This is a genomic window from Brevundimonas sp., from assembly GCF_029945885.1.
In the GTDB taxonomy this organism is placed as follows: domain Bacteria; phylum Pseudomonadota; class Alphaproteobacteria; order Caulobacterales; family Caulobacteraceae; genus Brevundimonas.
In genome coordinates, this window is sequence record NZ_JAQSDK010000002.1 from 154,534 (window position 1) to 176,433 (window position 21,900).

At 67.7% G+C, this 21,900-nt stretch carries 19 protein-coding genes and 1 riboswitch; of the genes, 12 read left to right on the top strand and 7 right to left on the bottom strand.

Annotation, left to right across the window (positions count from 1 at the left end):
- Positions 1–8 precede the first annotated feature (8 nt).
- From PSV00_RS01245 to PSV00_RS01275, 7 genes are all read left to right on the top strand, one after another.
- Positions 9–1,268 (top strand): TolC family protein, encoded by a 1,260-nt coding sequence (locus PSV00_RS01245; RefSeq protein ID WP_300443857.1) that lies wholly within the window; start codon positions 9–11, stop codon positions 1,266–1,268.
- Entirely contained in the window at positions 1,265–2,425 is a 1,161-nt protein-coding gene (locus PSV00_RS01250) for an efflux RND transporter periplasmic adaptor subunit (RefSeq protein ID WP_300443859.1), read from the top strand. Before PSV00_RS01245 ends, PSV00_RS01250 begins: the two co-directional genes overlap by 4 nt.
- Before the next feature lie 3 nt (positions 2,426–2,428).
- A complete protein-coding gene (locus PSV00_RS01255) occupies positions 2,429–5,674 on the top strand; it encodes a CusA/CzcA family heavy metal efflux RND transporter (protein WP_300443861.1) in 3,246 nt (1,081 codons plus the stop codon).
- Positions 5,675–5,729: 55 nt separating this feature from the next.
- Positions 5,730–6,083, top strand: coding sequence for a DUF190 domain-containing protein (locus PSV00_RS01260; RefSeq protein ID WP_300443864.1), 354 nt, complete (start codon positions 5,730–5,732; stop codon positions 6,081–6,083).
- Positions 6,080–8,167 (top strand): heavy metal translocating P-type ATPase, encoded by a 2,088-nt coding sequence (locus PSV00_RS01265; RefSeq protein WP_300443866.1) that lies wholly within the window; start codon positions 6,080–6,082, stop codon positions 8,165–8,167. The genes PSV00_RS01260 and PSV00_RS01265 overlap by 4 nt, the downstream gene beginning before the upstream one ends.
- A complete protein-coding gene (locus PSV00_RS01270) occupies positions 8,164–8,607 on the top strand; it encodes a DUF305 domain-containing protein (protein WP_300443869.1) in 444 nt (147 codons plus the stop codon). The genes PSV00_RS01265 and PSV00_RS01270 overlap by 4 nt, the downstream gene beginning before the upstream one ends.
- 115 nt (positions 8,608–8,722) lie before the next feature.
- A complete protein-coding gene (locus PSV00_RS01275; RefSeq protein WP_300443871.1) occupies positions 8,723–9,034 on the top strand; it encodes a hypothetical protein in 312 nt (103 codons plus the stop codon).
- A gap of 170 nt (positions 9,035–9,204) precedes the next feature.
- Here the strand turns inward: PSV00_RS01275 and dmeF are convergent, their stop codons facing one another.
- Both dmeF and PSV00_RS01285 read right to left on the bottom strand, forming a co-directional pair.
- The gene (gene dmeF, locus PSV00_RS01280; protein ID WP_300443872.1) at positions 9,205–10,173 is read right to left on the bottom strand and encodes a CDF family Co(II)/Ni(II) efflux transporter DmeF; all 969 of its coding nucleotides are present in this window, start codon (positions 10,171–10,173) and stop codon (positions 9,205–9,207) included.
- Between the two features lie 10 nt (positions 10,174–10,183).
- Complete coding sequence (locus tag PSV00_RS01285; RefSeq protein WP_300443874.1) at positions 10,184–10,459, bottom strand: metal/formaldehyde-sensitive transcriptional repressor; 276 nt, start codon at positions 10,457–10,459, stop codon at positions 10,184–10,186.
- A gap of 52 nt (positions 10,460–10,511) precedes the next feature.
- A riboswitch (yybP-ykoY riboswitch) is annotated at positions 10,512–10,674 on the top strand.
- Between the two features lie 7 nt (positions 10,675–10,681).
- On the opposite strand from PSV00_RS01285, the gene PSV00_RS01290 reads away from it, so the two are divergent.
- Positions 10,682–11,254, top strand: coding sequence for a manganese efflux pump MntP family protein (locus tag PSV00_RS01290; RefSeq protein ID WP_300443876.1), 573 nt, complete (start codon positions 10,682–10,684; stop codon positions 11,252–11,254).
- Positions 11,255–11,931: 677 nt separating this feature from the next.
- Here the strand turns inward: PSV00_RS01290 and PSV00_RS01295 are convergent.
- The 3 genes from PSV00_RS01295 to PSV00_RS01305 form a co-directional block, all read right to left on the bottom strand.
- Positions 11,932–12,432: a DUF305 domain-containing protein gene (locus tag PSV00_RS01295; protein ID WP_300443877.1), complete on the bottom strand. Its 501-nt coding sequence runs from the start codon at positions 12,430–12,432 to the stop codon at positions 11,932–11,934.
- Positions 12,433–12,639: 207 nt separating this feature from the next.
- A complete protein-coding gene (locus PSV00_RS01300; protein ID WP_300443879.1) occupies positions 12,640–13,764 on the bottom strand; it encodes an acyltransferase in 1,125 nt (374 codons plus the stop codon).
- A gap of 270 nt (positions 13,765–14,034) precedes the next feature.
- The gene (locus PSV00_RS01305) at positions 14,035–14,310 is read right to left on the bottom strand and encodes a metal-sensitive transcriptional regulator (RefSeq protein ID WP_300443880.1); all 276 of its coding nucleotides are present in this window, start codon (positions 14,308–14,310) and stop codon (positions 14,035–14,037) included.
- Between the two features lie 102 nt (positions 14,311–14,412).
- On the opposite strand from PSV00_RS01305, the gene PSV00_RS01310 reads away from it, so the two are divergent.
- From PSV00_RS01310 to PSV00_RS01325, 4 genes are all read left to right on the top strand, one after another.
- A complete protein-coding gene (locus tag PSV00_RS01310) occupies positions 14,413–16,767 on the top strand; it encodes a heavy metal translocating P-type ATPase (RefSeq protein ID WP_300443881.1) in 2,355 nt (784 codons plus the stop codon).
- Between the two features lie 310 nt (positions 16,768–17,077).
- On the top strand, positions 17,078–18,826 hold the full coding sequence (locus tag PSV00_RS01315; RefSeq protein ID WP_300443884.1) for a copper resistance system multicopper oxidase: 1,749 nt from the start codon (positions 17,078–17,080) through the stop codon (positions 18,824–18,826).
- Complete coding sequence (locus tag PSV00_RS01320; RefSeq protein WP_300443887.1) at positions 18,823–20,034, top strand: copper resistance protein B; 1,212 nt, start codon at positions 18,823–18,825, stop codon at positions 20,032–20,034. Before PSV00_RS01315 ends, PSV00_RS01320 begins: the two co-directional genes overlap by 4 nt.
- Positions 20,035–20,078: 44 nt before the next feature.
- Positions 20,079–20,855 (top strand): HAD family hydrolase, encoded by a 777-nt coding sequence (locus PSV00_RS01325; RefSeq protein ID WP_300443888.1) that lies wholly within the window; start codon positions 20,079–20,081, stop codon positions 20,853–20,855.
- 169 nt (positions 20,856–21,024) lie between these two features.
- On the opposite strand, the gene PSV00_RS01330 is transcribed toward PSV00_RS01325, so the two are convergent.
- On the bottom strand, positions 21,025–21,438 hold the full coding sequence (locus PSV00_RS01330) for a copper resistance protein CopC (protein WP_300443890.1): 414 nt from the start codon (positions 21,436–21,438) through the stop codon (positions 21,025–21,027).
- A 23-nt stretch (positions 21,439–21,461) separates the two neighbouring features.
- A complete protein-coding gene (locus PSV00_RS01335; RefSeq protein WP_300443891.1) occupies positions 21,462–21,746 on the bottom strand; it encodes a hypothetical protein in 285 nt (94 codons plus the stop codon).
- Positions 21,747–21,900: the final 154 nt, after the last annotated feature.

The following is a 21,900-nucleotide window of genomic DNA, read 5'->3' on the forward strand; positions in this document are numbered from 1 at the left end:
ACAGGACCATGCTATCCAAAAATTGCCGTCTGCCGCGCACCGCGGCCGGCGGAGCCGCGATCACATTCGCGGCGACCCTGGCCATACTGGCTCCAGGGTCAGCCCTTGCCGAACCCGTCACCCTGGCCGATGCGCTGGCGCGCACCGCGGCCTCTTCGCCCACTCTGGCGGCCGCTGAAGCCGACGTTGCCGTCGCCCTCGGTCGAGCCCGTCAGGCCGGTTTCAGACCGAATCCGGAGCTTGATCTTTCCGTCGAGAATTTCTCCGGCACCGGCGCGCTTTCCGGATTGAACGAGGCCGAGAGCACGCTGAGTGTCGGCCAGAGGTTCGAACTCGGCGGCAAGCGGCCGGCGCGCGAACGCGCCGCCCAAGCCGAGGTGGACGCCGCCCGATTGCGCCTGGCGGTCGCTCGCGCCGATCTGCAGCAACAGGTGCGGGACGCCTACGCCGAAGCCTGGGCCGACAGTCGAAGGGTCGAACTCGCCCGTGACCAGTTCGTGCGGGCCGACAACCTGCAGGCCGTCGCCACCGAACTGGTCGACGCCGGCCGCGAGCCCCCGCTTCGGGCCTTGCGGGCGCGCACGGCCGCTCTCGAAGCCGTCGGCCGGGTTCGGGCCGCCGAGGCCGAATACGCGCAAGCCCAGCGGGCGCTCGCCGCGCTCTGGGGCGGCAGCGAGAACCTGCCCGAGCCTATCGCCCCGGATACGCCATCGGTGTCCGCCGCCGTCATTGATCCGGCTCGCGCGCTCGACGTGCGGCTCGCCGAGGCGGAGGTCGCCACCTCGATCGCCGTCGTGGATCGCGAACGCACCCTGTCGCGCCCGGATGTAACGGTCAGCGTCGGCGCCCGCCAGTTCCGCGGCACGGACGATTCCGCCCTGGTATTCGGCGCCTCGATGCCGCTTGGTCTGTTCGACCGAAACCAGGGCAATATCGCCGCGGCCAACGCCGAACGGACCGGGGCCGAGGCCCGCCGCAACGCTGCCCTCGCCGGTGCCATCCGGCGGACGCGTGACGCCCAGGCCGCGCTTCGCACGGCCGAGGCGCAACTCGCCTTCCTTGAAAACCAGGCCGAACCCGAGGCGATCGAGGCTGTGCGCATCGCACGAGAAGGCTTCTCGGCCGGCCGCTTCACCCTGCTGGACGTGCTGGACGCCGAAGAGGCGCTCAACACCGTTCAGGCCGCCATGATCACCGCCGAGATGGAGCGGGCGCAAGCCGTCGCCGCCCTGACCCGCGCCTCCGAAACCGAAGGATCCGCCCGATGAAGAAATTGACCAACACGCAACGCCTCCTGGCGGGAGCGGCTGCGACGGTCGTCGTTCTGGGCGGCGGTTACGCCGGCTGGAGCATGACCCGCAGTGCGGACGCCGCACCAAAAGCCGCCACCGGGGCTGAAGAAGCCCACGGCGCCGGCGAGGCTCTGGAAATGGACGCCGCCCGCATCGAGGCGGCCGGCATCGTCCTGGCACCCGTCGGCAGCGGTTCGCTCAGCGCCGAGATCGTCGCCCAGGGCACCGTCGCGGGAACGCCCAGGGGTGAGGCCGTTCTGGCGGCCCGCGCCGACGGGGTGATCACCGGCGTCTCGCTTCGCCTCGGCGACAGCGTCCGCGCGGGCCAGACCGTCGCGCTCATCGAGAGTCGTGAGGCTTCCGCGATCGCCGCCGAACGGGCGACGGCCCAGGCCCGGCTGACCGCGGCCAGGCAGGCTCTGGCCCGCGAGCAGCGTCTGTTCGACGCCCAGATCACCGCCCGACAGGATCTGGAAGCGGCCCAGACCGTGCTGGCAGAGGCCGAGGCGGAGGCGCGTCGGACTTCATCCGCCGCCACCGCCGCGCGGGTCTCCGGAGACGGCCGCAGTACGGGTGTCGTCAGCCCGATCAGTGGCCGGGTGACTGTCTCCAATGCGACCCTGGGTGCCTTCGTGAGCGCCGGGACGGAATTGTTCCGGGTGGCCAACGCCAGTGAGATCCAGATCCAGGCCTCGGTCTCCGCCGATGACGCGAACCGGATTGCGCCGGGCGACCGGGCGTCCATCAGCCTGCCCGAAGGCGAGGTCCAGGCCACGGTGCGATCGATCACACCGGGCGTGGATGCGCAAAGCCGCGCCGCCACCGTCCTGCTCAACGTATCCGGGGTCGGCGGCCTTCGCCCCGGCCAGGCGATCGCCGTGCGGATCTACACGCGCGACGCCGCGACACCCGACGGCGTCTCGGTGCCGGAAGAAGCCATCCAGACTGTCGAGGGCCGGGAAGTGGTGTTCGTGCGGTCCGCCTCCGGCTTTACGGCCGTGCCGGTCGTTGTCGGCCAGCGCAGCGCCGGCCGGGCCCAGATCACATCCGGCCTCCGGGCCGGTCAGACGGTGGCGACCCGCAACGCCTTCCTGCTGAAGGCCGCGCTGGGTGCCGGCGAAGTGGAGCACTAGATCATGATCGCCAACCTCATGGCCCTGTCGGTACGGGCGCGATGGATCATCATCGCCCTCGTGCTGGTCGTCTCCACCTACGGCGCCTGGCAGCTGACCCAACTGCCGATCGACGCCGTGCCCGACATCACCAACAACCAGGTGCAGATCAACACCTCCGACGCCTCACTCTCGCCCGTCGAGATCGAGAAACGCGTCACCTTCCCGGTCGAGACCGCCATGGCCGGCATTCCCGGCCTGCAATCGACCCGATCCCTGTCGCGCAACGGCTTCTCTCAGGTCACCGTGATCTTCGACGAGAATGTCGACCTGTATTTCGCGCGCCAGCAGGTCAGCGAACGCCTCGTCCAGGCCCAGGAAAGCTTGCCGGCAGGAGTCCAGCCCCAGATCGGGCCTGTCACCACGGGCCTGGGCGAAGTCTTTATGTACGCCATCGACTACGAGAACCCGGGCGGTCGCGGCGCGACTGTGCGCAACGGTCAGCCGGGTTGGCAATCCGATGGGTCGTTCCTGACGCCCGAGGGCGACCGGCTGACTGACGACGTGTCCCGCGCGGCCTATCTGAGGACCGTGCAGGACTGGATCATCGCGCCGCAGCTGCGGACGGTGAACGGCGTCGCCGGCGTCGACACCATCGGCGGCTTCGAGAAACAGTATGTGGTCGAACCGGACCCCACGCGCCTGGCCCAGTACGGCGTGTCCTACAGCGAGCTGGCGGAAGGGCTGGAAGCGGCCAACCTTTCGGTCGGCGCCAATTTCGTCGAACGCGGGGGAGAGGCCTATCTGGTGCGCGCCGACGCACGCATCCGCAGCCTCAGCCAGATCGAGGAAGCCATCGTCGCCACGCGCGGCGGCGTTCCCGTCGCCGTGCGCGATATCGCCACGGTGCGTCTCGGCGGCGATCTGCGGACCGGCGGAGCGACCATGAACGGCCACGAGGTCGTCATCGGCACCACCCTGATGTTGATCGGGGAGAACAGCCGTACCGTCGCGCGCTCGGTCGGCGAACAGCTGGAAGCGACCGTTCGATCCCTGCCGCCGGGGATCAAGGTCACCCCGGTTCTGGACCGCTCCAAGCTCGTCAACGCCACGATCGCTACCGTTCAGCGCAACCTGATCGAGGGCGCCATCCTGGTCGCCATCGCCCTGTTCCTGCTGCTCGGTAATGTCCGCGCCGCCCTGATCGCGGTGGCGATCATCCCGATCTCGTTCTTCATGACCGCCATCGGCATGAACTACCTGGGGGTGTCGGGAAACCTGATGAGCCTCGGCGCGCTCGATTTCGGCCTGATTGTCGACGGCTCCGTCATCATCATCGAGAACTGCCTGAGACGACTGTCCGAACGCCAGCATCACGAAGGCCGTTTGCTCAGCCTGCGTGAACGGCTCGAGGAAACCACCATCGCCACCCAGGAGATGATCAAGCCCACGGTCTACGGCCAGGCCATCATCCTGCTGGTCTTCGCGCCGCTGCTGACGTTCCAGGGCGTCGAGGGCAAGACCTTCTCTCCCATGGCCATCACCCTGATGCTCGCCCTGGTCGCCGCCTTCATCCTGTCCATCACCTTCATTCCGGCCATGGTCGCCCTGGTGATGCGCAACAAGGTTTCTGAGAAGGACGTGTTCGTCATTCGCTGGATCAAGGCGAAATACGAACCCGTGTTGCACCGGGCCGTGGCCCGCCCCTGGCCGTTTGTCGGCGGCGGTCTGGCCCTGTTCGCCGTGGCGGGGGTGATCTTCACCATGCTCGGCCAGGAGTTCATCCCGACGCTTGATGAACGCAATCTGGCGATGGCTTCCCAGCGCGTGCCGTCGACGGCGGTTGAGCAGTCCATCCGGATGCAGCTCGGTGTCGAGAGGGCTGTAACCGCCTTGCCCGAGGTCGAGGTCATGTTCTCCAAGTCCGGCACTGCCGAGGTCGCCACCGATCCGATGCCGCCCAACATCTCTGATGGCTTCATCATCCTTAAGCCCCAGGATCAATGGCCGGAGGGCGTCGACAACAAGGAAGACGTGATCGAACGGGTGGAAGCCGCGGCCAACGCCCAGGTCGGTCAAGGCTATGAGCTCAGCCAGCCGATCGAACTGCGGTTCAACGAACTGATCGCCGGCGTGCGCGGGGACGTTGCCATCAAGATCTATGGCGACGATCTCGACAAGCTGACCGCCACCGCCAACCAGATCGCGGCGCAGTTGAACGCCACGCCGGGCGCGGCCGACGTCAAGGTCGAACAGACCGACGGCGCGCCGTCGCTGGACGTGACCTTCGACCGACCCGCTATCGCGCGCTTCGGTCTGACCGTGGAGGAGGTGGCCGATACGGTCGCCGCCGCCATGGGCGGTCGCGAGGCCGGGCAGCTGTTCGAAGGCGATCGCCGCTTCGATGTGGTGGTCAGGGTGCCCGGCGCCAGTCGCAATGATCTCGACGCGATCGGCGCGATCCCGGTCATGCTGCCTGAACAGGAAGGTCGAACCCGCAGCTCCGTACCCTTGCGTCAGGTCGCGTCGTTCAATTTTACGGAGGGTTTGAACCAGATCAGCCGTGAGAACGGCAAGCGCCGTGTCGTGGTCCAGGCCAATGTGCGCGGCCGGGACGTGGGATCGTTCGTCAGGGAAGCCATGCCCAGGGTCGAGACGGTCGCTCTGCCGGCCGGCTCCTGGATCGAATGGGGTGGCCAGTTCCAGAACCTCAAGGCGGCCTCCGACCGTCTGTCGCTGGTGGTGCCGATCTGCTTCCTGGCCATCTTCGCAGTGCTGTTCCTCGCGGTCGGCACATTCGGGCGCGCGGTGGCGGTCTTCCTGACCGTGCCTCTGGGTCTCGCCGGTGGGGTCTTCGCCCTGGCTCTTACCGGCATCTCCTTCTCGGTATCGGCGGCGGTGGGCTTCATCTGCCTGGCCGGGGTGGCGGTGTTGAACGGCCTGGTGGTCATGTCGTCGATCCGGCAACGGCTCGATGACGGCATGGAGCTATCCCGCTCCATCATCGAGGGCTGTATGGAACGGGTGCGACCGGTCATCATGACCGGTCTGGTGCCCGCCATCGGCTTCGTGCCCATGGCCCTGGCTCACGGCACGGGTGCCGAGGTGCAGAAACCCCTGGCCATGGTCGTCATCGGCGGCCTGGTCACCGCGACCCTGCTGACCTTGCTGGTCCTGCCGGCCATGAGCCGGCTGGTTCTGGGCCTCACCGAGGGGCGACGTGCCAAACCCACCGACATGCCGGCCATCGAGCCGGTCCCGGCGGAATAGTCCCGATCCCCGCCGTCGTATCGGCGGCGGGGATCCCCCATCCAAGGAGGCGATCATGCCCGACCCGATCAAACTGATGCGACTCTACACCGATGAGGCCGCCTATTTCGGCGACCGCAAGGTCTTCGAAATCGTGACCGAACGCGCCCAGGCGGCCGGCCTGGCGGGCGCGACGGTCCTGCGAGCCCTCGTGGGTTTCGGCCACACGCCCCACCTTCATCGCCGCCATCTGCTCGACGACGACCAGTCCCTGATCGTCGAACTGCTCGACCGCGAATCCAGGCTCAGGGCGTTTCTGGAAACCCTGTCCGATCTCGAACACCTCGGCCCCGTCACTCTTGAGGCCGTGGAGGTCCTGCGCTGGCAGGAACCCACGCCGGCAGACGCCCGTCAGGAGACCGTCGAATGACGTCTGAGGATATCGCGCGGCCGAAGAGCGAAGCCCCTGCCGAAGGGGCGGGTGGCGGCCACGAACATGGCCACGGGGGCGTTCTGGGTCCCAACACCGAGGTGATTTTCGCCCTGGCTTCCGGCGGAGCCCTGAGCCTGGGCTTCGCCCTCGAAAAACTGGCGGCGGGCGCTCCGGACTGGGGCCCGCTCGCGCTCTACCTCATCGCCTACGGCTTCGGCGGTCTCTTCACCGTCCGTGAAGCGTTCGAGAACCTCCGGCAGAAGCGGTTCGAGATCGACACCCTCATGCTCGTCGCCGCGGCGGGCGCGGCGGCGCTCGGCGCGTGGGCGGAGGGAGCCCTTCTATTGTTCCTGTTCAGCATCGGCCATGCCCTTGAAAACTACGCCATGGGGCGGGCCAGGCGTGCGATCGAGGCCCTGGCTGAACTGGCGCCCCGAACCGCCCATGTGCGGCGTGACGGACAGGTCGTCGAACTTCCGGTCGAGGATCTGCGGGTCGGCGACACCGTGGTGGTTCGTCCGAACGAACGGCTTCCGGCCGACGGCTTCGTCGTGGAAGGAACGACGAGCATCAATCAGGCGCCGGTCACCGGCGAGAGCATGCCGGTCGACAAGCAGCCGGTCGCGGACGCGGCCGCCGCCCGCGCCCGGCCGGCCCAGGTTGGACCGGGGTCCCTGGTCTTCGCGGGCACCATCAACGGCGCCGGCGCCATCGAGATCGAGACGACCCGCAAATCGAGCGACACCACCCTGGCCAAGGTGGTGCGGATGGTGAGTGAGGCCGAGACGCAGAAGTCGCCGACGCAGCGCTTCACGGACCGGTTCGAGCGCATCTTCGTGCCGCTGGTGTTGGCGCTGGCCTTCGTGCTGCTGTTCGCCTGGGTGGTGGTCGACGAACCGTTCCGCGACAGCTTCTACCGGGCCATGGCGGTGCTTGTCGCGGCCAGCCCGTGCGCGCTTGCCATCGCCACCCCCAGCGCCGTCCTGTCCGGTGTGGCGCGCGCCGCGCGCGCCGGCGTCCTGATCAAGGGCGGCGCACCGCTGGAGAACCTCGGCTCGCTCAATGCGATCGCGTTCGACAAGACCGGCACCCTGACCGAGGGCCGGCCTCGCATCACCGAGGTCATGGCGGTGCGTGGAACGAAGGAAGCCGACCTCCTGGCGACCGCCGTCGCCGTCGAGCGGCTCAGCGACCACCCGCTGGCGGAGGCTATTGTGCGCGACGGCGCCGAACGGTTGGGCGACACGGGCCTTGCGGCCGCGACCGACCTCAAGAGCCTCACGGGAAGGGGCGTGACCGCCGAACTGGGCGGGGAGACGATCTGGATCGGAAAGCCGGAGATGTTCGGGACCGACGGGGTGGCGGCTCTCGGCGACGAGGCGACAGCCGTCGTCGCCCAGTTGCGCCTGCAGGGGCGGACCTTGATGGTGGTGCGGCGAGGCGCGCGCGACCTCGGGGTGATCGGCCTGCTCGATACGCCCCGCGCCGCGGCGCGGACGACGCTCACCGCGCTCCGGGCCCTGGGCGTTCAGCGCATGATCATGATCTCGGGCGATCACCAGAAGGCGGCCCAGGCCATCGCCGGTCAGGTCGGGCTGACCGAGGCCTGGGGCGATCTGATGCCCGAGGACAAGGTCGACGCCATCAAACGCCTGCGCGCGGACGGCAAGATCGCGATGGTCGGCGACGGGGTGAACGATGCGCCGGCGATGGCCACGGCCACGGTCGGTATCGCCATGGGCGCGGCCGGTTCGGATGTCGCGCTCGAGACCGCGGACGTCGCCCTGATGTCGGACGACCTGTCCCAACTGCCGTTCACCATCGGCCTGAGCCGACGGACCCGCAGCATTATTCGCCAGAACCTCTACGTCAGCCTCGGCGTCGTCGCCTTCCTCGTGCCGGCGACCATCCTCGGACTGGGCATCGGTCCGGCCGTGGCGCTGCACGAAGGCTCGACCCTGCTGGTGGTGATCAACGCCCTGAGGCTGCTCGGCTACCGTGACCCGGCAGGGGACCGGACCCCCAATGAAATACCGGTGGCTCGCCAGGGGGCACCGGCAGATTTGAGGATACCGTCATGAAACGGATCGGATGGGCTTCGGTCATCGCCCTCTTTCTCGCGCTCTCCGCCTTCGCCTTCGGCCTGCTCTCGCGACAGCCGTCCGGCGGGACCGACAGTCTCCCGCCCATGGATGCCCGTCCGATCGACACCGGGTCCAGCCATGGCGGGACCCCCGCTGACAGCTCGTCGACCCGCGCCTTTCGCGAGGCGAACGCGCAAATGCATCGCGACATGAGCGTCGACTACACGGGCGACGCCGATATCGATTTCCTGCGCGTCATGATCGCCAATCAGGAGGGGGCCCTCGCCATGGCGCGGATCGCCGTTGAGCATGGCGAAGCGCCGGAGGTTCGCAGTCTCGCCGAAGAGATCATTGCGGGCCGGGATGTCGAGATCGTGCGCATGAAGGTCATGCTCGCGCGCCACGAGGATGGTCCGGTCACGGCCGGAAAGGGCTGACGCCGTGGCAGGCAAGCGTTCCGCTATCCGAAGCCGCGAGCTCCGTTGGCGTGAAGGTCGCTATGGCAAGCGGCGGCGCGCTCGTCCTCAGAGGCGGCCCGCGGAGCCGCAGCCCGTGCGTGACGCCGTGGTGGCCGTCGCCGCCGGTCTGGTGGCCGCCGGCATCGCCCTGTCTATCGCGTTCGGCCTGTTGGGGGCGTACCGGATGCCGCTCCATTACGGCTACGGTCTGGTCCTTGGAACCATCATCGTCGGCGGTGTGTTGGCGGGGCCTCGCGATCGCACCGGCTGGATGATCACGGGGGCGATCGCTCTCGCCTGGCTGCTGGGGACCGGTTACCTCTATTCCGTGCGCGACCAGATCCACCTCCGCCCCGAAGGGCATCATGGAAGGACCACCGTCGTCTTCGAACCGGGACTGGCCTGAGCGCCGGGCGAGGTCAACATCGGCGGGTATTCCGGGGCCTGGCCGGTTTCAGCGCAGGCGGCCGGCGCGAGCGGTCTGGCACCGCCCGACGCAAGGGCGGATCGTTCCACACGAGCATCCGGGTGTTCTGACGGTCACTCGCGAGGGTTTCGCCGGGCGGACGAACCGGGTCAGCGGCACTCCACGGTGAGATGTCCGAGTTGGTGAACCGGCCGCAACCGGGTCCGTATGGTTTCGCTGTCAACCGCTCCGGTGACGCTGACGATAGCGGCGTGAGCCTCTGGTCCGACCCGCCAGACGTGCAGGTCGGTGATCCGGGCATCGCCCGGTCCCTCCACGCAGTCGCGCACCTCGGCCTCGAGGGCGCTGTCCGTCGTGTCGAGCAGGACCGCAGCGGTGTCGCGCATCAGCGACCATGACCAGCGCGCGATGACGATGGCGCCGACGACGCCCATCAATGGATCCAGCCAGACCCAGCCGAGATAGCGACCCGCCACCAGGGCGACGATGGCCAGCACCGACGTCAGGGCGTCGGCCAGGACGTGGAAATAGGCTGAGCGCAGGTTGTTGTCGCGATGGGCACCGTGCCCGGGGTGATGATCATCATGTTGATCGACGTCCTGGTTATGGTCATGACCATGGTGGCCGTGGTCGTGATGGCCATGATGATGATGATGATGACCGCCCCCGGCCAGCAGCAGGGCGCTGACCAGGTTGACCCCCAGACCGAGAACGGCGACGAGCGTGGCTTGGCCGAAGGCGACCGAGCGCGGATCGAACAGGCGCGCGATGGACTCTCCGGCGATCCCGAGCGCGACGATGCCCAGCACCAAGGCCGAGGCGAAGCCGGCGAGGTCGCCCACCTTGCCGGTCCCGAAGCTGAAGCGCCGGTTGGCCGAATGGCGCTTGGCATAGGCATAGGCCCCGGCCGCCACGGCCAGGGCACCGGCATGGGTGGCCATGTGGAAACCGTCGGCCAGCAGGGCCATCGAGCCATAGACCATGCCGGCGATGATCTCCCCGACCATCATGACGGCGGTCAGGCCGACGACCCACAACGTCCGCCGCGCACTCTCATCGTGCGACCGGCTGAGGAAATGGTGGTCGTGGGTCAGATAGTCGGACTCGGTGGCGGTCATGGCGCGAGCTTCATCTGGAATAGCGGCGGATGAGGAGGCTCAGTTCGTCAGCGCCGCTTTGGCGATCCGCCTCGCTCAGACCGGGATCGGCGACGTGGTGACGAAGGTGATCTTCGATCAGCTCTTCCAGCAATCCGCTCATGGCGCCGCGGGCGGCGGCGGCCTGCTGCAGGATTTGCGAACAGCCGACCTCCGCCTCGATCGCGCGCTCGATCGCCCCGAGCTGGCCGGCGATGCGGCGGACGCGGGCGACGAGCTGCTTCTTGTTGGTGGAGGTGTGGGCCATAGGTACTCCCCTATAGTATCTTGCCGGAACGCGCGAGGGTGGTTAGAAGGCGCTTCCTGTTGGGGAGTAGCTTCCGGCATCTGATCGCCGGGGTCGGATCAACACACTCGCGTTTCGACGCGTGGTCCGACCAGCGGAACCACCGCCTAGCGAGACCAGCGCGTCCCACCGCCGCACCGGCCGGGGAGGGAAGCGCTGTTCGTCGCCCGGTGGATGCCCGTCATGACTCCCCTTGCCATCGCCGTCCTGTCACTCAGCATGTCCACCGATGCTTTCGCAGCGGCGGTCGGTCGCGGCGCGTCGCACCGTCCGACCCTGCCCGGCGCGGTCAAGGCGGGTCTGGTATTCGGTGTCATCGAAGCCACCACCCCCTTGATAGGCTGGGGGCTCGGCATGGTCGCCGCGGGTCTGGTCGAGAAGATCGATCACTGGATCGCCTTCGGCCTGCTGGCCGCCGTGGGTGGCAGGATGATCTGGGAAGCGACCCGTTTCCGACCGGGGGATGCGTGCGACCAGCCGCGCCGTTCCGGACCCTGGGGGCTGATCGCGACGGCGGTCGGGACCAGTATCGACGCCGCTGCCGTCGGGGTCGGCCTGGCCTTCATCGGGGCCAATATCTGGATCATCGCCGCCTCGATCGGGCTCACGACCTTCCTTCTCGCGACCATCGGCATGGTGATCGGTCGTTTGGTCGGCCGGCGCTTTGGCAAGGTGGTTGAGCTGCTAGGAGGTCTCGCCCTCGTGGGGCTCGGCCTGACCATCCTGCTCGAACACCTGGGCGTCCTCGGCGCCTAGACGGCCTCCGGGCCCGGCTTCAGGCCCGAGCGGAGCCGGAGTTCGCGAAGAAATGGGTCTGGCGCGGATGTCGTCGGGCAACAGCGCGTCCATCACATAGAAGCCGTACCCCGCCAGTTCCCTGGCGACGCGGGCGATCTCATCCTGTCGACGCCCTGAGAGGTCGGTCTCAATGTCCGGCGGCTTGATCACGAAAGCCCTCCTGCCCGAGAATCGGAGAGACGCCGTCGGGGAGATTGCCGCAACTCAACAAGCTGTCATCGTCCCCCCGTGGTGGAGCGCCGCGGACCTGTCAGGCCGAAACACTGGCGCTCGGTCGACAGCCACACCCTTCGGGTCCACCGGGCCTTTCAACGAGCAGATCCAGGGGGGGGGGGGGGGGGGGGGGCCCGGCTCAGTGGGGACGACAGGCCCGCCGGTCCGGCGGGCGAGCGCGCGGTCGGCACCGGCAGCCTGGGCCGCGCGCGTTTTGAGACCGCGATGACCTGTACGGCACGAAGGAAGGGCCCCAGGCAAGACAAGGACGCGCGAGAGCGACGGGTAGTGGCGTTCCCCGAAGGCCGTGCCATCAGCCGCGCGATTGAGGAATGAACCCAGGGTAGCCGGGTTTTTCGACGGATCATTCGACGACTCGGGCGACGACGCGGGCGTGGGTAACTCCCGATCGAAGATCCTGATCAGCGCTGGGTGTAGGCGGGTAGATCGGGTGCCGTGGAGGGTGTGGGATTGCGTTCGAGGTCGGCGATGAGCGCGTCCATCTCGGCGATCTCGCGCTTTTGCGCCTCGATGATGCCGTCGGCGAGTTCGCGAACCCGCGGGTCGCGGATATGGGCGCGTTCACTCGTCAGGATGGCGATCGAGTGATGCGGGATCATCGCGCGCATGTAGTCGACGTCATTGACCGTCTCCTGACTGCGGACGAGCCAGAGCGATCCGGCGAACACGAGCACGGCTCCGCCGATGATGGCCAGGTTCAGACGTTTGTCCGTGTACATCTTGAGCATGAAGAGCAGCATGATGACCGCCATCACCGCGCCCATCACCAGCGCCATCCAGGCCCGGGTCTCGCTGAACCGGGCGTGGTCCAGCTGGTAGGTGTTCAGATACATCAATCCAAACATGACGAGCGTGGATGTCGCGATCATCGCGCCGAAGCGCAGATAGGTCTTGGCGTTCATGATAAACCTCCGTTCCTTCAAGTCCGGCCGAAACGTGTCGTTAACTCCAGGGTTGCCGGGGTGAAAAAAGATCGGGCGGACGGACGAATTCAACGACTGTCGGTGAGGGAATTCGACCTCGAAGACGTAATGCACTTGTCGTTCGCGGCCGCGCTGAATCGCCAGGCCTGTGACGAGGGTGCACGAGGCGCACCCGGCGAAAGGGCGTCAGACGGTCCCGCACGGGGGAGGTGTCCGGCCTTCGAAGCGTCGCCGGATCCAGCGGCGTCCAGGCTTTTCCACACCCAGATGCAGCGCGGCGGCCGCGGCGACGGTGACCACGAACAGGCCCGCCAATTCCAGGGGCGACATGTAGAAGCCGCTGTCGATCCCACGAAGTTCCGAGGCGATGCCCTTGTAGGCCACCAGCAGCGGTATATGGACCAGGTAGAGCGCGAAGGAGGCCTCGCCCGAGAAGACCGCGAGGGGCGTGGACAGGGGGCCGGCTTTGGCGGTTCTCGCCAGCATGGACCAGGTCAGTATGAGCGGGGCGGCGAGGGCCACCACCAATCGATCGTCCAGACTGAACTGCATGGCCAGCAACAGGCAGAAGGTCGCGACTGCGCTGGCGCCGATGGCGGAGCCGCGCGACCACTCCCATCGACGGCCCAGTCCATAGAGGGCCATGCCGATCAGGAATTCCGGAAGAATGCGCAGGATGCCCATGTCGTCCTCGGCACGCGGCAGCACCTTGCCGAACATCTGGCCATAGACGGCGTCGATCACGGCGAAGCCGAGCACGCCCAGAAAGAGCAAGACCCAGGGGCGGGTCTTCAACTTCATCGCGATCAGCGCATAGGCAGGGAAGAGCAGATAGGCGAACCATTCGGCCGAAAGCGACCAGGACGGGCCGCTCCAGTTGTAGCCGACAAGACTCGGAAACCAGGCCTGGACAAGCAGCAGGGTCTTGAGGAAGCCCTCGGCTGTGTAGGTGGCCGGATCATACTGGACCCCGGCGGCCCGGGCGACGATCACCATGACCAGGACGCCGGCCAACACCGCGAGGTGCAGGGGGTAAAGCCGGGCGATGCGGGCGACGATGAAGCGCCGGTAGCTGAAGGTGCCCGCCGGGAAGGACGGGCCGTAGACATGAGCCAGGATGAACCCGGACAGCATGAAGAAGGCATCCACCGCCAGCCGGGACCGCTCGATGATCGGGCTGAAGCCCAGGGCGGGATCCCACTGGAGCTGGTAGTGGAACAACACCACGCCCACCGCCAGGAAGGCCCTCAGACTGGTCAGGGCTCGCAGGTCAGTGGGGTAGCCCTCGCGGGTGGGCGAAACGGACGTCATGCGCGATGGGCCCCAAGGTCGGGCGGAGCCGGAGTGTCCGCCTAACTGGTTTACGCATCGATCGCGGACATCCCTCGTTTCTGAGGGAAGCGGCTCCGCCTTTCCGGACTGCCGACTCGGGCTGGTCAAGACGGTGTCCAGCGGGGCCGCTGCAGAGCGGCGATAGGGTCAGGGTCGAGCCCGCGTGCCGTGTCGATGCGGGTGCCGTGAGATCAAGATCAGGCTTCATCAAATCCTGCCCGGGCTTGCCCGCGCGCGCTCCGGTGGCCCTTACCGTGATGCACGGGCCAGCAGGGTGATCAACTCATCCGCCTTGGCCTTGCGGTCGGCCGGATCGTCGCCGGTCATCGCGCCCATGACGCAGTGGTCCAGGTGGTCCTTCAGAACCCAGTTCTTGACACGCAACAGGGCTGCCCGCACGGCTTGGAGCTGGGTCAGCACGTCCACGCAATAACGGTCCTCGTCGACCATGCGGGCGATGCCGCGTACCTGCCCCTCGATCCGGTTGAGGCGGTTGATCAGCTTGGGTTTCGTTTCGGTCTGCATCCCATTCCCCGGCTTGAGCGTTTGCATATACCCCAAGCCGGTATCTTGCGCTATACCCCCGTGGGGTATATATGGCTCGGTCGAGAACAAGGATCCCCTTCCATGTCCACGCCCTCCAATCCCCCCTCGACTGGCCAAAGCTGCTGTGCCGGCAAGACCGACAACGCCGCAGCCACGGCCATTGATCCGGTGTGCGGCATGTCGGTTGATCCCGCGACCACCGCACACCGCGCGGCGCATGACGACGAGGACTATTTTTTCTGTTCCGCGGGATGCCGGACCAAATTCATCGCCGACCCGGACCGCTATCTGGGCGACCGGCCGGGGCCTGAGACGGCCATCCCGGGTGCCATCTACACCTGTCCGATGCACCCGCAGATCCGTCAGGAAGGGCCTGGAGCCTGCCCGATCTGCGGCATGGCGCTGGAGCCCGAGACGGTCACCGCCGAGGCCCCGGTCAATCATGAGCTGATCGACTTTACGCGCCGGTTTTGGGTCGGCCTGGTCCTGACCCTGCCGGTTTTCGCCCTCGAGATGGGCAGCCATCTGTTCGACCTGCACCGGTGGATTCCCGGCCAGACCTCGAACTGGATCCAGTTCGTACTGGCGACGCCGGTCGTGCTGTGGGCGGGCTGGCCCTTCTTCCAGCGCGGCGGGGCGTCGCTGCGCAACCGCAGCCTCAACATGTTCACCCTGATCTCGATCGGCATCGGCGCGGCCTGGATCTACAGCGTCGTGGCGGTGCTGGCCCCCGGCCTGTTTCCGGCGGCGGTGCGCGGCATGGACGGCAGTGTGCCGGTCTATTTCGAGGCAGCGGCGGTCATCACCGTGCTGGTGCTGATCGGCCAGATTCTGGAGCTGCGGGCCCGCGAACAGACCTCGGGCGCGATCCGGGCCCTGCTGGATCTCACACCCAAGACGGCGCGGCGGGTCCGGGACGACGGCACTGACGAGGACGTCTCGCTGGAGCAGGTGGGGGTCGGCGATCGACTGCGTGTCCGGCCCGGTGAACAGGTCCCGGTCGATGGTGAAATCCTCGAGGGCCGGGTGTCCATCGACGAGTCGATGGTGACCGGCGAGTCCATGCCGGTGACGCGGGAACCGGGCGGCGCGGTCGTCGGTGGCTCACTGAACCGGACCGGGTCTTTCGTGATGCGGGCCGACAAGGTCGGGGCTGACACCCTGTTGTCGCGGATCGTGCAGATGGTCGCCCAGGCCCAGCGCAGTCGCGCGCCGATCCAGCGGCTGGCCGACGTCGTCTCGGGCTGGTTCGTGCCGACGGTGATCGCCGCCGCCGTCCTGGCCGCCGTCATCTGGGGCCTGGTCGGGCCCGAGCCGCGGCTGACCTACGCCCTGATCGCCGCCGTCTCGGTGCTGATCATCGCCTGTCCCTGTGCCCTGGGTCTGGCCACGCCGATCTCGATCATGGTCGGGGTCGGGCGCGGGGCCCGGGCCGGCGTGCTGATCCGCAATGCCGAGGCGCTGGAGCGGTTCGAGAAGGTCGACACCCTGGTGGTCGACAAGACCGGCACCCTGACCGAGGGGCGACCGTCCGTGACGGCGATCCAGCCCGTGGCCGGTTTCGACGAGGCCGAACTGCTGCGCCTGTCGGCCAGTCTGGAGCGGGGCAGCGAACATCCGCTGGCCGACGCCATCGTCCAGGCGGCCAAGGACCGCTCCCTGACCCTGTCCGAGGCCGGTGAGTTCGACAGCCCGGTCGGACGTGGTGTCACCGGCCGGGTCGACGGCCGTCGCGTGGCGCTGGGCAACGGCCGCTATCTGGGTGAACTGAAGATCGACGTCACGGCGCTGGAGGCCGGGGCCGAGGCCCTGCGCCACGACGGGGCCACGGCCATATTCGTTGCCGTCGACGGCCAGGCTGCCGGGGTGCTGGGCATCGCCGATCCGGTCAAGGCGACCAGCGCCGAAGCCATCATCGCCCTGAAGGCCGCCGGTCTGCGGCTGGTGATGATGACCGGGGACAACCGCACCACCGCCGAGGCCGTGGCCCGAAGTCTGAGGATCGACGACGTCCGGGCCGAGGTCCTGCCGCAGGACAAGGCCGATGTGGTCGAACAGCTGCGCGCCGAGGGCCGGATCGTGGCCATGGCCGGAGACGGGGTCAACGACGCCCCGGCCCTGGCCGCCGCCGATGTCGGCGTGGCCATGGGCGCGGGGTCCGATGTGGCCATCGAGAGCGCGGCCGTCACCCTGTTGAGCGGCGACCTGCAGGGCATCGTGCGGGCCCGGCACCTGTCGAAGGCGGTCATGGCCAATATTCGCCAGAACCTGCTGTTTGCCTTCGGCTACAATACGCTGGGCATCCCGATCGCCGCCGGCCTGCTGTATCCGACCTTCGGCCTGTTGCTGTCGCCGGCCCTTGCGGCGCTGGCCATGTCGCTGTCGTCGGTCAGCGTGATCGGCAATGCCCTGCGGCTGCGAGTCGTCAGACTCTGAAAGGCCGGCTCGAGACGGTCCGCGATCAATGACAGGCACCGCCGACAGACACCGGGCGAGCCGGTCTTCGGCCGCCGGGCGCTTGCATCCGTGTTGCCGTCCAGGTTGGAACCGTGGCCGCTGGCCTGGATTAAGCGTGGCACCGCTCTTCGGGCGCGCCGGTTAACGGCCGTCCGCGACTGACCCCACGTCCGTTCAAGTCCGTGCCATGCGTCAGCCTGTCGCGAGGGCAGGGCCCGCCGGCTGCGTAAACACCTAGAGGCCGTCGCTCGATCCAGTGAGCCGGCCGCATGAAATTCAGGAGTACCCCATGAAGCTCGATCGTCGAGGATTGCTGCGCGGCGCGGTCGCCGGGGGCGGCCTTCTGGGCCTTCAGGGGCTGATGCCTGCATGGGCCCAGACCGGTTCGCCGGGGCTGCGCGCTGACCTGCCCACCCTGAGCGGTCCGAACATCGACCTGACCATCGGTCAGTCGCCCTTCACCGTGAACGGACGGTCCGCGACCGCGACAACGATCAATGGCACGCTCCCCGCTCCTTTGCTGCGCCTGCGTGAGGGCCAGAACCTCCGGCTGGCGGTGCACAACCAGCTCGAGGAGGACACCTCGATCCACTGGCACGGCATCCTGCTGCCGTTCCAGATGGACGGGGTGCCGGGCATCAGCTTCCCCGGCATCAAGCCAAGCGAGACCTTCGTCTATGAGTTCCCGATCCGGCAGTCGGGCACCTTCTGGTACCACAGCCATTCGGGCCTGCAGGAAGCCGTCGGCCACTACGGCCCGATCGTTATCGATCCGGCGGGGGCGGATCCCGTCGCCTATGACCGCGAACATGTTCTGGTCCTGTCGGACTGGAGCTTCCTGCATCCGCACGAGATTCTGGAAAAGCTGAAGAAGAGCCCCGGCTATTTCAACCGCCAGCGCACCACCCTGGCCGGACTGCTGGACGGCAGCGACCGGATGAGTCTGGAGGAACGCCGGATGTGGGGCGGGATGCGCATGGACCCGCGGGACATCCTCGACGTCAACGGCACCACCTACACCTATCTGATCAACGGCCACGGCCCGCAGGAGAACTGGACCGGCCTGTTCCGGCCCGGCGAGCGGGTGCGGCTGCGCATCATCAACGCCTCGGCCATGTCGATCTTCAATGTCCGGATTCCCGGCCTGGCCATGACCGTGGTTCAGGCCGACGGCGAGAATGTGCGGCCGGTCGAGACCGACGAGTTCCAGATCTCGGTCGCCGAGACCTATGACGTCATCGTGCGGCCGACCGAGGACCGCGCCTATACGATCGTCTCTGAAGCGATCGACCGCTCCGGCATGGGCCGCGCCACCCTGGCCCCCCGGATGGGGATGACGGCCGAGGTGCCGCCGCTGCGCGCGGTGCCCAACCTGTCGATGGCCGACATGGGCATGGGCGGGATGGACCACGGGGCCATGGCGGGCATGGATCACGGCGGCGGCGACGCCACGGGCGGTATGTCGATGAGCGGCATGACCATGCGCGACCCCGACAACGCCCCGCCCGACATGGCCGTCGGCGTCGGCGTCGACATGGTCAATATGTCGCCGAAGAACCGGCTCGGCGAACGCCCAACCGGTCTGGCCGACGTTGATCACCGGGTGCTGGTCTATACCGATCTGGTGTCGCTGCAGCCGAACAAGGATCCGCGCCCACCCTCGCGCACCATGGAGATCCACCTGACCGGCAATATGGAGCGGTTCATGTGGGGCTTCGACGGCAGGAAGTTCAGCGAGCTGGTCGAGCCCATCCGCTTCGAGCGTAACGAGCGGGTGCGGGTGACGCTGGTCAACGACACGATGATGGCCCACCCGATCCATCTGCACGGTCATTTCTTCGAACTGGTCACCGGCGGTCCGGCCGGGCACCAGCCATTGAAACACACCGTCAATGTCGCGCCGGGTGGCAAGGTCACCTTCGACCTGACGGCCGATGCGCCCGGCGACTGGGCCTTCCACTGCCATCTGCTGATGCATATGCATTCGGGGATGTTCAACGTGGTGACGGTGCGGCCCATGGGCGGAGCCGCGTCATGAACCGCCTCGTCATGGCCATTGCGCCCCTGATCCTTGCCGCCACGCCGGCGGCGGCCCAGCACGCCGGCCATGGCCGCCCGCCCGCCGCCCGCCCGGTGCCTGCGCCAACGCCGCGACCGGCCCCCCGGCCCACGCCCCGACCCCGCCCAGCGGCCCCGCCTGCCGCCCCGGCCCAGGACCCCCATGCCGGCCACGCCATGCCGCCGGTCGAGGCTCCGGCGACGGTCGACCCCCACGCCGGACATGACATGCCGACCGAGCCACAGGCCGCCGATCCGCACGCTGGCCACGATATGACCCCCACGGGCCAGACGTCACCCGCGCCGGCGATGCCTGCGGGTCACGACATGTCGACGATGGGCCAGAGTCAGACTCCGGCGGATCCGCATGCGGGTCACGACATGTCCGGCATGGCCATGCCGCCAGACATACAGACCAGCGCGAACAACCCGGGACGCCCTCCTGAAACGCCCCCTCCTGCTGCGGCATCGAGCGGGCCGACCCACGCCGCAGACCTGTTGTTCGATCCGGCGGAAATGGCGGCGGCCCGCGAACACCTGCGCGTCGAAAACGGAGACATCCGCACTACGGCCGTCATCATCGACCGGCTGGAAGCCAATTTCTCGGACGGCGAGGAAGGCTACACCTGGAACGCCCAGGGGTGGACCGGCGGCGACATCAATCGCTTCTGGTGGAAGACGGAAGGCGAAGGTCTATTCGGCGACGGTGTTGAGGACGCTGAGGTCCAGGCCCTGTACAGCCGGGCCTTCCGGCCTTTCTGGGACGTTCAGACGGGTCTGCGCCAGACCTACCAGCCCGAAGGTGACCGGACAGACCTCGTGGTCGGCGTCCAGGGTCTTGCCCCGTACTGGTTCGAGGTCGATGCCGCCGCCTTTCTGTCCAACAAGGGCGAACTGACCGCCCGCGGCGAGGTGGAATACGATCAGCGGATCACCAACCGCTGGATTCTGCAGCCGCGGGCTGAGATCAACCTCTCCGCCGAGGACATTCCCGAGCTTTCGATCGGCTCAGGCCTGACCTCGCTGCAAATCGGGGCGCGCCTGCGCTATGAGATCCGCAAGGAGTTCGCGCCCTATGTCGGCGTCGAATGGACGAGGAGTTTCGGCAATACGGCGGACTTTCTGGAGGCCGACGGACGGAGCTCGGAAGACACCCGGCTGGTCGTAGGCATCCGGGCCTGGTTCTAGCGGCGGACGGGCGATCGGCGGCGGGTCGCGGAGCATCATGCGGGATGAGTGTCCTCGCGGACGTCCGGGTCGTCGTGATGGATCTCGACGACACCCTGATCTCGGCCTACCGGCACCCGGACCTAGTTTGGCGGATGGTCTGTCAGAGGTTTCAATCCGAGCTGGGCGTTCTTGAGCCGGACGAGGCGGCGCGCGCCCTTACGAGGGCCGGACAAGCGTTCTGGGGCGATCCAAAACGGCATGCCCTGGGCCGCCTCGATCCCCCGCAGGCACGGCGCATCATCGTCGGCGATGCGTTCGAGGCCTTGCAGGGGAGCGGCCGACGACCACCGTCTCGGGTGGTAGCCGAGCGGATGGCCGACGCCTTTAGCCTTCAACGCCACCGGGATATGCGGCTTGAGCCGGGCGCGGACGCGGTGTTGGTTCACCTGCGCAAGGCAGGATACCGGCTGGCGCTTCTCACCAATGGCACCGGCCCGCTGCAGCGCGCCAAGATCGAACGCTTCGATCTCACGTCGCGCTTCCACCATATCCAGATCGAAGGCGAGGTCGGTGTCGGCAAGCCGGATTCCGCTGCGTTCAGCCAGGTGTTCGAGGCCCTAAACATCATCGATCCGGCGGCCGTCTGTATGGTCGGCGATAGTCTCGAGTGGGACATTCGACCCGCCAGGGCTTTGGGCTGCCGCACGGTTCTGTACGATCCTGACGCGACGCCCGGAGATGATGGCGATCTTGGTGAAGCGGATATCGTCGCGCGGACCCTTGAGAGCCTCGTCATTCACCTCCCCGGCCCGCAGAGGCTACAGCCGGAGGCGATCTGAGCAGGGGGGTGGCGATTCCGGAGGAGCATTGTTCCTTACCGGCGGTTACCGGGATGCGGTCGGATCGGCGCGATGATCCTCTGGACGGGATGAAAAACGCCGCGCAGTGAACCGCGCGGCGCTTCTTTCAAACAGGTTCCGGCCTTTCGGGAGGGGGGAGGCCGGCCCCTCAGTGAACCATGAAACGCACGACGCCATTCATCTCGTGGCCATCGGTGCCGGCTGCGGCCCAGGCGGCGGAATAGGATCCGGCCGCCATGGCGGGCAAGGGCGCCCGGACCGTCGTGGCGGGCGACGCGTCCCCGGGCACCGCCACATCCATGGCCAGACCGGCGGGGCCTGTCAGTTTGAGTGACGTCAGGGTCATGGCGTGCGGAAACGTCACGGAAAACGCGGTCGGCGCGGCGGCCAGCATGGCGTTGTCCGCCGGTGTCGTGGTGACGCTGTTGGACGACGGCGCGGCCGGCATGGTGGCGTGATCCTGCATCGACATGCCCGCGTGGGGATTGGTCTGGGCCTGGGCGAGCGAGACGGGGGCGAGCGCCACGAGAATGGCCAGAGCGGCGAGGAATGAACGGTTCATGGGAGAACTCCTGTTTACGCGAACTATTGCTTGGGCGGCATGGTCATGCCGTCCATCCTGGACATGTCATGGCCGGCCATCGGATCGGCGGCGGCGGGCGTGGGGGCAGGCGGGGGTGTCGGGGCGGGCGCGGGCGTTGCGACCGGGGGCACCGGGGTCGGCTCGAGCATCGCCGCCGGAGCGGTCTCGACCTGTGCCGCCGCCGAGGCGTCAGGCGCTGGCTGGGCATCGACCGGCTTTGGCTCGGCGGCCGGCTGACAGGCGGACAGGCCGACGGCGGCAAGGGCGGAAAGGACCAGAATTCTCATGTGAACAGCTCCTGTATTGGGGACGAAGAAGGGTCTCTCGACTGGGCGACCGCCGACAAACGAGGGCCGGTCGCCCGGCACCGCCGCGTGAACGAGCGGTGCCCTCAATCATGATACGCGCGCGCAGGCCCCAGCCCTCGCCTCGCCGTGACGA

Bases quoted from the DNA above. Each gene is read 5' to 3' on its own strand.
- PSV00_RS01260 (WP_300443864.1), top strand. From the start codon at position 5,730: ATGCCCGACCCGATCAAACTGATGCGACTCTACACCGATGAGGCCGCC.
- PSV00_RS01325 (WP_300443888.1), top strand. From the start codon at position 20,079: ATGAGTGTCCTCGCGGACGTCCGGGTCGTCGTGATGGATCTCGACGAC.
- PSV00_RS01250 (WP_300443859.1), top strand. From the start codon at position 1,265: ATGAAGAAATTGACCAACACGCAACGCCTCCTGGCGGGAGCGGCTGCG.
- PSV00_RS01330 (WP_300443890.1), bottom strand. From the start codon at position 21,438: ATGAACCGTTCATTCCTCGCCGCTCTGGCCATTCTCGTGGCGCTCGCC.
- PSV00_RS01290 (WP_300443876.1), top strand. From the start codon at position 10,682: ATGACTCCCCTTGCCATCGCCGTCCTGTCACTCAGCATGTCCACCGAT.
- PSV00_RS01265 (WP_300443866.1), top strand. From the start codon at position 6,080: ATGACGTCTGAGGATATCGCGCGGCCGAAGAGCGAAGCCCCTGCCGAA.
- PSV00_RS01310 (WP_300443881.1), top strand. From the start codon at position 14,413: ATGTCCACGCCCTCCAATCCCCCCTCGACTGGCCAAAGCTGCTGTGCC.
- PSV00_RS01245 (WP_300443857.1), top strand. From the start codon at position 9: ATGCTATCCAAAAATTGCCGTCTGCCGCGCACCGCGGCCGGCGGAGCC.
- PSV00_RS01315 (WP_300443884.1), top strand. From the start codon at position 17,078: ATGAAGCTCGATCGTCGAGGATTGCTGCGCGGCGCGGTCGCCGGGGGC.
- PSV00_RS01295 (WP_300443877.1), bottom strand. From the start codon at position 12,432: ATGAACGCCAAGACCTATCTGCGCTTCGGCGCGATGATCGCGACATCC.
- PSV00_RS01300 (WP_300443879.1), bottom strand. From the start codon at position 13,764: ATGACGTCCGTTTCGCCCACCCGCGAGGGCTACCCCACTGACCTGCGA.
- PSV00_RS01335 (WP_300443891.1), bottom strand. From the start codon at position 21,746: ATGAGAATTCTGGTCCTTTCCGCCCTTGCCGCCGTCGGCCTGTCCGCC.
- PSV00_RS01305 (WP_300443880.1), bottom strand. From the start codon at position 14,310: ATGCAGACCGAAACGAAACCCAAGCTGATCAACCGCCTCAACCGGATC.
- dmeF (WP_300443872.1), bottom strand. From the start codon at position 10,173: ATGACCGCCACCGAGTCCGACTATCTGACCCACGACCACCATTTCCTC.
- PSV00_RS01270 (WP_300443869.1), top strand. From the start codon at position 8,164: ATGAAACGGATCGGATGGGCTTCGGTCATCGCCCTCTTTCTCGCGCTC.
- PSV00_RS01285 (WP_300443874.1), bottom strand. From the start codon at position 10,459: ATGGCCCACACCTCCACCAACAAGAAGCAGCTCGTCGCCCGCGTCCGC.
- PSV00_RS01320 (WP_300443887.1), top strand. From the start codon at position 18,823: ATGAACCGCCTCGTCATGGCCATTGCGCCCCTGATCCTTGCCGCCACG.
- PSV00_RS01255 (WP_300443861.1), top strand. From the start codon at position 2,429: ATGATCGCCAACCTCATGGCCCTGTCGGTACGGGCGCGATGGATCATC.